We start from the raw sequence: 11,318 nt of genomic DNA on the forward strand, positions 1-11,318 counted from the left end.
AATTGCGGGAACACATCTCAAGGCGGGCGAATCTCCTCACCGTACGGGGCCATTCGACCTGAAGCCGCTGGCCGGTCGTCAGGGCGGCGACCTTCCATATTCGCGTCTCCGCCCCAAAGCTTCAACCCACCCCCGTTGACATCTTTGCGTACGCACATCTACGGTAAGCGGCGAAGGGGTAACCCCCCACCGCTCCGTCCACCATCATGCACGCTGATACAGCGCCACCACGGCAGTCCCACGGCCTTCGAGACGGACGGGGCGCATATGCAACGATTGCGTATGCAATTTGACGCGCCGGTCGAACGAAATGGTCGCCCCGTTCCGTTCCACGGGATATCGACCAGATTCGACCACATCCGACAAGCCGTGAACGCGCGCGCCTGACGGCCTTTCACCCTTCGGCACCCACCCGCGCGGGACGCGGACGGGTCCCGAGGAACGGGGGGGCGGCCGGCGTCACGTGCACCGCATGTGACGCCGGCCGCGGCGATTCCGATGTGCCGGTCAACGCGCGGGAGCCGCCTACGGCAGGCCCAGCTCCGTCCGGCCGGGGAGCGCCGCACCGGATCGGGCGACGGTGAGCGTGGCGGCCACGGTGGCGTGGGCGGCGACCCTGGACAGCTCGGCGCGGGTCAGCCCGGGCAGCGAAGCGCGTGCCAGCGCGCCGATATGGGCCAACGCGTCCAGGGCACCGGTCATAAAGGCGTCACCCGCGCCCACCGTGTCCACGACCACCGTGCGTCCGGCGGGCACCGTGACCCGTTCCGTCGGGGTGCGCACAAGCGCGCCGCGCGCGCCCAGCGTGATCAGCACCAGGCCGACACCCAGCTCAAGCCAGCCGTCGGCGACCTCGTCGGGGGAACGTCCCGGATGGAGCCAGTCGAGGTCCTCGTCGCTGGCCTTGACGAGGTCGCAACGCACCGCGTTCCGCTCCACCAGCGCCGCCGACTCCGCCTGGCCGCCCAGGAGTTGGGGCCGGATATTGATGTCATAGCTGACCGTCGCCGTGGGCCGCAGCCGCTCGACGAGCGCGCGCACGCCGGCCGCGCCCGGCTCCATGGTGGCGGCGATGGAGCCGAAGTGCAGATGGTCGGGGGGCGGCCCGGGGACGGTGCCCCGCGGGGGCAGCGTCCAGGCGATGTCGAAGGCGTAGTCGGCCCGGCCCGCCTCGTCCAGGGAGACCACAGCCGACGGCGTGCGGACGGGCGCCCCGCCCGGCGCCGGCAGCGAGACGCCCGCCCCCGACAGCCGGGCCCTGACGGCCGCGCCCGACGGATCGTCCCCGGTCTGCGTGAGCAGCGTGGGCGCGTGACCCAACCTGGCAAGACCGTAGGCGACGTTGGCCGGGCTGCCGCCCGGACGCACCACGTCCGGCCGGCCCGGCGTGCGGACGATGTCCGCGACGCACTCGCCGACCACCAGGAACGCCGTTCCCCGGCCGGGTGGCGGCTCAGTCGAACTCACGGATCACCACTCCGCCGAAGGTCGCCGGTCCGCCCACCGTGAACAGCGCCAGGCCGGCGTCCTCGGGCGCGGGGAAGGCCAGGTGGGAGTGGACATGGCGGCCGTCGTCAAGGAAGAGCTCGACGGAGATCCGGTCCACCAGAATCCGCAGCGTGACCTCGCGGCGCCCCGGGTCGAACGGGGTGCGGCTCTCCTGCCAGCTGCCGCCGGTGTCGGGGTTGGGCACGCCGCCCCGGTTGAGGAAGGCGTAGTCCTCGTGCACCCCGACATCCACATGGCCACCGCCGTCGGCGGAGCGGCGCAGCTGGACACCAAGCGTGGTGAGCTGCTCCCACCGCACCTGCGTGCGCAGTTCGTAAGCCACACCGGTGTAGTCGAGGACGAGTTCACCGTCCACTGTCTGATCACCGAGGTCGATCGTCCGCGCCACCCGGCCGTCCAGCGTGTCCACCGGGCGGGAGAGCAGGACGAACTGCCCGTCCCCGTCCCGGCCGAGGGTGATCTCGCGGACGATGGAGTCCGTACCGTTGAAGCCGTCGCTCTGGAGCGTCGGGGTGTTGTGGGGGTAGTCCCAGTTGTTCATCCAGCCGATGGCGTAGCGGGTGGTCGGGTCCAGGGCGCCGGTGTCGAGATCGGTGTACTTCTCCCAGGTCACGGCGCCGTACCAGTCGAACCCATGGTCCAGCCAGCGAGGTTCGACGGCCTCGGGGGTGAAGGTCTCGCCGTCGAAGGAACCGATCCAGTAGGCATAGGTGTTGGGCAGCCCGGCCGCCTTGCCGTTGGCGCTGACGCCGAGCACCCAGCGCGCCTCGCCGTCGGCCGTCTCGATCACGAACAGGTCGGGGCACTCCAGCACGCCGATGCCGTCCCGGATGAAACCGCTCACATAGGTCCAGTCCCTCAGATCCGGCGAGACATAGAAGCCCACCTTGTTGTTCTCCGTGAGCAGCTGCACCCAACGTCCGTGTTCGGCGTCCCAGATCAGTTTCGGGTCACGGAAGTCCCGTACACCCGGGTTGGCCAGCACCGGATCGTCGCTGTGGGAGACGAAGCTCCGACCGCCGTCCGTCGAGTACCAGAGGTACTGCGCCTGGGTGTCGGCGCCCTCGACCGGCTCCATGGTGACCAGCGCGACCACCGCGCCGGCGCCGAAGCCGGCGGTGTCGTCCGGGTCGAGGACGGCACAGCCGGACCAGACGTCGCCGGCCGGGGTGGTGTCCTTGGGGATCGAGACCCCCTGGTCGACGAAGGTGACCAGATCGGTCGACGTGGCGCGGCGCCAGGCGGTGCCCTCGCCGTCCGCGCTGTAGTCCGCGTTGTAGAGGTAGTAGTAGTGAAATGTCCCGTCGATCAACAGCGGGCGCTGCGGGTCGTTCTTCCACTCGTCGGGGACGCTGTGGTGGTAGACCGGCCGATAGGTCACGGCGGCCGGGGTGGTGGCGCCGGACGGATCGTCGACGGGCGCCGGGGCGTCGGAGCTGCTGGCGCGGGCGGTCAGCACGGGCACCGCGCCGAGGGCGACGCCGCCCGCCGCCAGCCCGATGAAGGAGCGCCTGCCGGGACCGAACCGCCGTGCGGGGGTGTGCCCTTGAGGATCCATGGGGGACTCGTCCTCTCCGTGGGGATGGCCACCGCCGCGCTCGGAAGTGGCCCGATGGTCCAAGTCGATGTGCCCCAGACCGTATACCTAACCCGTTAAAGGTCAAGCCCCGTGGGCACTTTCGCTCCCTGACCACACCTGCGGGAAACTTCCGCGCGCCCACCTCTTGACACGACCGTCGCCGCGTTCCCATGATTTCCGGCACGACAGACCTAACAGGAGTTAGGTCGGTGCGCCCGCGCCCCGGGCACCCATGGCCACCCGTTGACCGCGTCCCCCTGCGGGCGCGTCCCTGGGCCTGCCATGGAGCCTCCCGGGCCGAGCCGCGAACAAAGGATGGTCCTCCATGAGCAGTACCGGCCGCCGAGATCGGATCGGCCCATCGCGGCGCGCGCTGCTGCGCTACGGCGCCTACGGCGCGACCGCCGCCGGCGTGGCCGCCAGCTGGGACCGGTTGACCGGCGCCGACATCCCGGGCCGGGGCGGCGACGCGCTCACCGTGGCGACGCTCGGCGCGTCCATCGACCCGGCGGCGCAACGGGTGTTGCGCGAGGGCTTCGAGCGGCTGCACCCGGAGATCAAGGTGCGGCTGATTCCCGTCCAGGCCACCGACTGGCCGGACTTCTTCGCCAAGATCCTCACCCAGATCGCCGCCGGCACCGCCCCCGACGTGGTCTACGTCGCCACCGAGGGCGTGCAGCTGTTCGCCGAGAACCTGGGGGTGGCGCTGGACGACCGGGTGCGGCGGGACGCGGACGAGCTGCGGGAGTACTTCGCCGACGTGCACCCCGCGTTGGTGGAGTCGATGATGTACGAGGGGAGCCTCTACCAACTCCCGGTCGAGTTCAACGCGGCCGACATGTACCTCAACACCTCGGTGCTCGGCGGGGCCGGTCTCGAACTGCCGGCGGCCGACTGGACCCGGGACGAGTTCACCGCCCTGCTGCGGGAGTTGCGGAGCGCCGGCGGCTCTGGCCTCACCCCCTACTACTGGACCAACCGGCTCTGGGGCGGGGTGGTGCCCTGGCTGTTCGTCAACGACACCAACATCCTGTCGGAGTCCAAGGCCCCCGGCGGCAGGTGGCTGTGGGACGAGTTCTACCCCGCCGACCTGGCCGCCGGGCGCGGCGGCGGCTACCGCTGGACCACTCCCCAGGCGACCTCGGCGCCGGTGGCCGAGGTCTACGACTATCTGACGGAGCTGATCCAGGAGGGCCTCTGCTCCCGGCCCGAGGGCGGCGGCGGGAACAACCTGGTCGGGGTCTTCTCCACCGGACGCGTCGGCGTCACCCCGGCCGGCGGCTTCTGGGCCGGCGGGCTGCACGAGGCCGGGATGGATCCGGCCGGCTACGACGTGCGGTTCTTCCCACGGTGGCGCTCCCAGCGGCACCAGTTCGGAGGCGCCGGCTATGCGCTGCTGCGCACCTCGAACAAGCCCGACGAGGCGTGGGAGTTCATCAAGTACTCGGTGCGCACGGAGGTGCTGGAGGCGCTCTTCCAGGCCAACCAGACCACACCGGCCCGCCGCTCGATGGTGGACGCGGCGCGCTACCGGGAGACGGGCCCCGCCGGTTGGCGGACCTTCTACGACACCCTCGACGCCTTCCCCGACACCGGGCCGATCCCGGCGCCGCCCCGGGTCACCGAGGTCGAACTGGCCCTGACCAAACACACCAGCACCGCGCTGAGCAGTCCCGGATCGGTGCGATCGGCGCTGCGCGCGATGCAGAACGACCTGGAGGCGGCCATGGAGCGTGACCTGTGAGCGGCGCGCGGAGGGGACGCCGGCGCGGCGTCGGCGGGCCCCGACACCAGCGCGCCGCCCGGCTGTTGGCGGCCGTGTTCCTGGCGCCGACGGTGATCGGGGTGCTGGTGTTCACGGTGGTGCCGATCGTGGGGTCGGTGCTGCTCAGCTTCTTCCGCTGGAACGTGATCGACTCGCCGCGCTGGGCCGGCACCGCCAACTACCGCGAGATGGTGACGGATTCGACGGTGCTGGTGTCGTTCACCAACACCCTGCTGTTCATGGTGCTGGCGGTGGGCCTACAGATCTTCCTGGCCCTGGTGTTGGCGCTGGCGCTGGACGGCCGACTGCCCAACTGGCTTCGGACGGCGCTCCGTTCGGCGTTCTTCTTTCCGCTGGTGCTCTCCGCCGCCTCGATCTCGGTGGTGATGAAGTACCTCTTCAACCAGGACTTCGGAGTGGTCAACTGGGCGCTGGGGCAGGTGGGCGTCTCGCCCGTGCCCTGGTTGACACACGAGACCTGGGCAATGGTTGCCGTGGTGCTGGTGTACGTGTGGCAACAGTTCGGTTTCTCGCTGTTGCTGTTCATCGGCGGGCTGAACAACATCCCCCGGGAGATGCACGAGGCGGCGGCCATGGATGGTTCCACGGGCTGGCGCAAGCATCTGCACATCACCCTTCCGCTGCTCAGCCCGACCCTGCTGGTGGCCTCGGTGGTGGGCGTCATCAACGCCTTGCAGGTCTTCGAGCAGCCGTATGTGCTGACCGACGGCGGTCCAGGCGACGCCACGCGCACGGTGGTGATGGTGATCTACCAGAACGCGTTCGAACAGTTGCGTTTCGGTTCGGCCTCCGCTGTCGGTGTGTTGCTGTTCGGCCTGATCCTCGCCATGACCGCGCTCCAGTTCCGGCTGAGCCGACGTTTCGTCCACTACCAGTGAGCCGGGGTTGCCTGACGTTGACTTCCTCCCCCTCGTGAACAAGGGGGGTTCCTACGGCTCGCGCCGTGGAGTTTTCTGCTTCGTCGCCGACCGCCCGCCCGGAGTTCTCCGTTGAGGCCTTACACCAGCTCCACAGACAGACACCGTCAGCCCGACGGCCAGCAGGTTGCGCGCCGCGTTCACATCCCGGTCATGGGTCGCCCCGCAACCGCCGCACGTCCAGACCCGGACGTGCAGCGGCATCCCACTCCGCACGGCGCCGCAGACGGAGCACAGCTTGGAGGAGGGGAAGAAACGGTCGACCGCGATCACTTCCCGCCCATACCAAGCCGCCTTGTACTCCAGCATGCTCCGGAACTCCGACCACCCCGCGTCCGAGATGGCGCGGGCCAGAGAATGGTTTCGCACCATATTGCGAACCGCGAGATCCTCGATCACGAGCGTTTGGTTCTCACGCACGAGTCGAGTGGTCAGCTTGTGCAGGTGATCACGCCTGCGATCAGCGATCCGGGCATACACCCGGGCGACCTTCCGGCGGGCCTTGGCACGATTGGCCCCCTCCCCCTCGGCCTTACGGGCCAACTGTCGCTGAGCCTTGGCCAGACGGACACGATCCGCACGCTCGTGCCTCGGGTTGGTGATCTTCTCCCCCGTGGAGAGGGTCAGCAGGTGATCGAGCCCGACATCGATACCCACAGCCGTATCGACAGCCGGGAGCCGCTGAATGGTCGGGTCCTCGACCAGCAGGGACACATACCAACGTCCGGCCGCGTCCTGCGAGACAGTCACCGTGGACGGCGACGCACCCTCCGGCAGCGGACGCGACCACACGATGCCCAACGGCTCCGCCATCTTCGCCAAGGTCAACCCGCCATCCCTCAACCGGAACGCGGAGGTGGTGTACTCCGCCGACTTCCGCGACCTCTTCCGCGACTTGAAACGCGGGTACTTGGCTCGCTTGTCGAAGAAGTTGGTGAACGCTCCCTGGAGGTGCCGCAGCGCCTGCTGGAGCGGGACGGAGGACACCTCGTTGAGGTAGGCGAACTCCTCGGTCTTCTTCCAGGCCGTCAGCATCGCCGAGGTCTGGTGGTAGTTCACCCGCTCCTGCCGCGTCCACGCCTCCGTACGCGCGGCAAGGGCCAGGTTGTAGACCTTCCGCACGCATCCGAAGGTGCGCGACAGCTCCGCCGCCTGCGCATCCGTCGGATAGCAGCGGTACTTCAACGCCCGCTTCACATGCGTGGTCTTCACAGTTCACATGATAAGGAATCAATTAGTGGTGAAATACCGGTCGTTGCTGGTAGACGCCGGTCCGCCCTGACGGCAAACCGGCTTCCCCTGCCCTGCTCCGCAGGAGCCTCGTTTCCACCCCCGGCTGAAGCCGGGGGCATCCACGAAGGAATCCCGATGACCACGACATCGAAGTCCGTTCACCCCCGTCTCGGCCTGGTGGGGCGGGTCACCGCTCTGACGCTGGTCGCGCTGCTCACCCTGGGGCCCGTGCTCTGGACGGTCTCCACCTCGCTGCGGACGCCCGCCGAGTCCTTCGACCTGCCACCGCGGCCGATCCCGGCCGACCCGACCGTGGAGGCGTACCGGCAGGTCTTCGACCAGATCGACGTCCTGCTGCTGGCGTTCAACAGCACCCTGGTGACGGCCCTGGTCGCCGGTGGCCAGATGCTGACGGCGGCACTCGCCGGCTATGCCTTCGCCCGGATCGACTTCCGTTTCAAACGACCGCTGTTCGGTCTGGTGTTGGCGACGATGATGGTGCCGGTACAGGTGACCATCGTGCCGGTCTTCCTGTTGCTGAAGGAGATGTCGCTGACCGACACCCTGCTGGCGCTGATCATTCCGGCCTGGCCGACCGCGTTCGGCACCTTCCTGATGCGGCAGTACTTCCTGGGGATGCCCAAGGACCTCGGCGAGGCGGCCATGATCGACGGCGCGGGCCCCTGGCGGATCTTCCGTTCCGTCTACGCCCCGCTCGCCGCACCGGGGTTGGCCATCATCGGGGTGCTGGCGTTCAACTACCACTGGAACGAGTTCTTCCGCCCGCTGATCCTTCAGACCAGCACGGAGAACTTCACCCTGCCCCTCGGACTCGTCTCGCTCCAGGGCAACCTCGGCACGGGCAGCGTCTCCGTAGTGCTGGCCGGCGTGGTGCTCTCCATGATCCCCGCAGTCCTCGTGTTCGTCGTCGGCCAACGTCCTCTCCGTGAGGGCATCACGTCCGCAGGAGTCAACAGGTGACCCGTCCAGCAGATCCGCGCCTCCATGTCCGGCCGCCCTCGGGCTGGGCCAACGACCCCAACGGGCCGTTCCGTTGGCGCGGTCGCTACCACCTCTTCTACCAGCACAATCCGGCGGGGCCGGTGCACGAGAACATCCACTGGGGGCACGCCGGCAGCACGGATCTGGTCAGGTGGGAGCATTACCCGGTGGCCCTCACGCCCACCCCGGGCGGGGCGGACTCGGCGGGCTGCTGGTCGGGCTGTGTGGTGGACGACGACGGGACGCCGACCGCCGTGTACACGGGGATCGACGAGCGGCACGCCGGCCTCGGCGCGATCTGCCTGGCGCGCGCCGCCGACCCCGCCGACGATCGGCTGCTCGACTGGAAGCCGCTGCCCCGGCCGGTGGTCGACGGCCCACCGGCGGGTCTGGACGTGGTGATGTTCCGCGACCCGTTCGTCTTCCGGCACGGCGGTCGTCGCTGGGCGCTGGTGGGTGCGGGGCATGCGGACGGCACCTCTTCGGTGCTGCTCTACGACTGCCAGGACCTCGCCGTCTGGCGCTTCGCCGGCGTGCTGTTGGACGGACGGCACGCCGAAGCCCGCTTCGAGGGGACGGGTTGGGAGTGTCCTCAGCTCTTCGACGCGGGCGGCGGGGAGTGGGTGCTGGTGCTGTCGCTCTGGGACGGGGACCCGCTGCGCGTGGTCTGGCTCTCCGGCGAACTGCGGCCGGCGCGGGGTCCTGACGGCCCCGGGTTGACGTTCGAGCCGCGCCGTTCGGGCCCGCTGGATCTGGGCCGGGACTGCTACGCGCCGGCCGTGCTCCAGGAGGAGGAACGGACGCTGTTGTGGGGCTGGTCCTGGGAGGCGCGCGGGCAGCGCGAGGTCGATGAGGCTGGCTGGGCGGGGCTGTTGACGCTGCCGCGTGAGGTGGCCACCCATCCGGACGGCGCGTTGCGCATCGCGCCGGCGCCCGAGCTCAGCGCGCTGCGCGCCGGCGCGCCCCTGGTGGCGCGGGAGGGCGTGCGGAAGCTGGGCCCGGTGCCGCTGCCGTCCGCCCACGAGGTGGCGGTGACGGCGCGCGGTGGCCCGGTGCTGGTCGAGCTGGCCGGGGACGGCGCGGGTCGGGCGCTGACCCTGCGCCTCGACCCGGCGGCCGGCGAGGTGGTGTTCTCCCGCGCCGGCTGGCCGAGGCAACGGCCGGGCACCGAGGCGGACTTCGGGCCGCTGCGGATACCGGTGCCGGAGGGCGGCTCCGGGGCGCTGTCGGTGCGGGCGTGGGTGGACGGTTCGGTGGTCGAGATCCTGGCGGGCGATGGCCGGGCGATGGCCACCGAACGGGTCTACCTCCGCCCGGACGACCGACCGGCGCTGGCGGTGCGCGCGGAGACGGGGGCCGCCTCGTTCTCCGTCCGCTGCTGGGAGTTGGACCTTCCCGGCCAGGGCTGACGGCCCGTTGTCAGTGCCGCCTGTCACCATCACACCATGACGGAATCTTCGACTGGCCCCGCGATGTGGTCCTCGGCCGGTAGGGGGGCGGGCGGCGTTCCGCTGTCGCCCTCCCCGGCGGCGGTCCCGGGGTCGACGGGCGGCTTCGGCGGTCGACTTCCCCGTTGTCAGCGGTCCGCCGGCGGGGCGACGGAGCCCCGGCTGACGGTGGGGCAGGGCAGCGCCGTGGTCTCGACGGCGGGCGGGGTGCCGCTCTCGACGGCGTCCAGCAGGAGGGAGACGGCCACCCGGCCCATCGCCTCGTGCGGCAGCGCCACCGTGGTCAGCGGCGGGTCGAGAAAGGCGGCCATATGCTCCTGGTCGTCGTATCCGACCAGCGAGAGGTCCCCGGGCACATCGAGACCGAGGCGGGCGGCGGCGAGCAACACCCCTGCGGCGACCCGGTCGTTGTAACAGACAACGCCGGTGGGGCGTTCGTTCACCGGCACGCCGTCCAGCAGCCGCAGGGCGGCCCGGTAGCCGCTGGCGATCTCGCCGCCGGTGCGCACCACGCTGTCCGGTGCGGGCTTGAGATCGACGGTGCGGAGCGCGTCGCGGAAGCCGCGCAGCCGCTCGGCGGAGGCGATGTCGTCGAGGCCGCCGGCGAGGGCCAGCCGACGGTGGCCGGCGTCCAGCAGCAGCCGGGCGGCGGCCCGGCCGCCGGCCCGCTCGGCGGGGATCACGGCGGGCAGGGAGCCGTCCGCCGGCAGGCAGTTGGCCAGGACGCTGTGGCACTGGTCGAGCCCGGCGGGCAGCCGCGCCCTCCGCAGGGACATCGCGGCGTAGACGATGCCGTCGACCCTGCGGTCCAGCAACTCGGCCACGGCGGCGTCCTCGCGTTCCTGCGATCCGGCCGAGTCCACCGTCAGCACGAGGTGTTGGCGCTCCCAGGCGGTGCGCATGGCGCCGCGCAGCAGGGCGCCGGCGAACGGCGTCGAGGCGATGTGGTCGGTGACCATGCCGATGACGGCCGTGCGGCGGCTGCGCAGGCCCCGCGCCACGGGGTTGGGCCGGTAGTTCAGCTGCTCGGCGGCGTCCCTGATGCGGCGCTGCGTCTCGGCGGAGAGGTTGCCGTCGGCGCGCCCGTTGAACACGAACGAGACCGCCGTGTGGGAGACCCCGGCGAGCCTGGCCACATCCCGTGACGTCGGCCTTCTCCGCTCCACACCCTCACCGCTGCCAGCCACCTCGGCATGCTATCCCGGCCAGCGGACGGGGCCTCGCCGCTCAGGACCGGGGGAACGTCAGGCCGCCCGGCCCTCGCGCGCCCTCCGCTTCTCGGCGGAGTCCCGCAGGGTCGCGATCACCAGGGGCGCGATGCCGCCGGCCAGGGGGACGAGCACAGCGGCGAACATCCAGCCCGGGACATGGGAGGTCTCCGTGCCACGCCACTGCACATGGGCCATGGGGATGAAGGCGATCCCCATCAGGGCGTTGCCGATCAGCAGCGCGACGGCGCCCCGGCGGGCGGACGCGGCACTGGCCGGGCGGTTGCTCATCGCGTTGGCGGCCCGCGCCCACCGGTTCTCCTGCTCCGGCAGCTGGTCGGCCGGCGTGGTGCGGAGCATGGCCACGGCCGCGATCACCATCAGCGCTGTGAGCAGCGCATAGACATAGACCGGCAGGAAGGCGACGAGAACGCTCTTGTCCGTCCACGCGTCGACACCGCCGGGACCGATGTGCTGGGGAATCCGATCGGGAAGACGCGGGTACCGCGCCACGCCCCAGACGGTCAGCGCCAGGAGCAGCGACAGGCTCGGCACCAGCAGCCACCACACCGGCTTCGTGTTTGCTTCTTTACTCAAGGATCGCCCCCACCGCTCGTGCACTCGCTGCCCGCCCCC

Annotated in this window: 9 protein-coding genes; 4 read left to right on the forward strand and 5 right to left on the reverse strand. The window is 70.5% G+C overall.

Annotation, left to right across the window (positions count from 1 at the left end; all coding sequences use genetic code 11):
- Nucleotides 1–525: 525 nt before the first annotated feature.
- Both K4G22_RS06490 and K4G22_RS06495 read right to left on the reverse strand, forming a co-directional pair.
- A complete protein-coding gene (locus K4G22_RS06490; protein WP_228078776.1) occupies nt 526–1,467 on the reverse strand; it encodes a carbohydrate kinase family protein in 942 nt (313 codons plus the stop codon).
- Nucleotides 1,454–3,067: a glycoside hydrolase family 32 protein gene (locus tag K4G22_RS06495; RefSeq protein WP_228078777.1), complete on the reverse strand. Its 1,614-nt coding sequence runs from the start codon at nt 3,065–3,067 to the stop codon at nt 1,454–1,456. Before K4G22_RS06495 ends, K4G22_RS06490 begins: the two co-directional genes overlap by 14 nt.
- 346 nt (nt 3,068–3,413) lie before the next feature.
- Here K4G22_RS06495 and K4G22_RS06500 point away from each other — a divergent pair, with 346 nt between their 5' ends.
- Both K4G22_RS06500 and K4G22_RS06505 read left to right on the forward strand, forming a co-directional pair.
- Nucleotides 3,414–4,832 (forward strand): extracellular solute-binding protein, encoded by a 1,419-nt coding sequence (locus K4G22_RS06500; RefSeq protein WP_228078778.1) that lies wholly within the window; start codon nt 3,414–3,416, stop codon nt 4,830–4,832.
- A complete protein-coding gene (locus K4G22_RS06505; RefSeq protein WP_228078779.1) occupies nt 4,829–5,752 on the forward strand; it encodes a carbohydrate ABC transporter permease in 924 nt (307 codons plus the stop codon). Before K4G22_RS06500 ends, K4G22_RS06505 begins: the two co-directional genes overlap by 4 nt.
- 51 nt (nt 5,753–5,803) lie before the next feature.
- Here K4G22_RS06505 and K4G22_RS06510 read toward each other — a convergent pair whose 3' ends face one another.
- Complete coding sequence (locus K4G22_RS06510) at nt 5,804–7,003, reverse strand: RNA-guided endonuclease InsQ/TnpB family protein (RefSeq protein ID WP_228078780.1); 1,200 nt, start codon at nt 7,001–7,003, stop codon at nt 5,804–5,806.
- A 156-nt stretch (nt 7,004–7,159) separates the two neighbouring features.
- Between K4G22_RS06510 and K4G22_RS06515 the strand changes: the two genes are divergently transcribed.
- Complete coding sequence (locus K4G22_RS06515) at nt 7,160–8,005, forward strand: carbohydrate ABC transporter permease (protein ID WP_228078781.1); 846 nt, start codon at nt 7,160–7,162, stop codon at nt 8,003–8,005.
- Nucleotides 8,002–9,435 (forward strand): glycoside hydrolase family 32 protein, encoded by a 1,434-nt coding sequence (locus K4G22_RS06520; RefSeq protein ID WP_228078782.1) that lies wholly within the window; start codon nt 8,002–8,004, stop codon nt 9,433–9,435. Before K4G22_RS06515 ends, K4G22_RS06520 begins: the two co-directional genes overlap by 4 nt.
- Nucleotides 9,436–9,602: 167 nt before the next feature.
- Here the strand turns inward: K4G22_RS06520 and K4G22_RS06525 are convergent, their stop codons facing one another.
- Both K4G22_RS06525 and K4G22_RS06530 read right to left on the reverse strand, forming a co-directional pair.
- Nucleotides 9,603–10,661, reverse strand: a complete 1,059-nt coding sequence (locus K4G22_RS06525) for a LacI family DNA-binding transcriptional regulator (RefSeq protein WP_228078783.1) — start codon at nt 10,659–10,661, stop codon at nt 9,603–9,605.
- Between the two features lie 57 nt (nt 10,662–10,718).
- Nucleotides 10,719–11,279 carry a DUF1648 domain-containing protein gene (locus K4G22_RS06530; protein ID WP_228078784.1) on the reverse strand — a complete coding sequence of 187 codons (561 nt, stop codon included), beginning with the start codon at nt 11,277–11,279 and terminating at the stop codon, nt 10,719–10,721.
- Nucleotides 11,280–11,318 lie beyond the last annotated feature (39 nt).

Origin of the sequence: Streptomyces profundus, from assembly GCF_020740535.1 — a bacterium.
In the GTDB taxonomy this organism is placed as follows: Bacteria; Actinomycetota; Actinomycetes; order Streptomycetales; family Streptomycetaceae; genus Streptomyces; species Streptomyces profundus.

Coding starts and splice junctions, on each gene's coding strand:
- K4G22_RS06515 (WP_228078781.1), top strand. CDS start 7,160: ATGACCACGACATCGAAGTCCGTTCACCCCCGTCTCGGCCTGGTGGGG.
- K4G22_RS06495 (WP_228078777.1), bottom strand. CDS start 3,067: ATGGATCCTCAAGGGCACACCCCCGCACGGCGGTTCGGTCCCGGCAGG.
- K4G22_RS06500 (WP_228078778.1), top strand. CDS start 3,414: ATGAGCAGTACCGGCCGCCGAGATCGGATCGGCCCATCGCGGCGCGCG.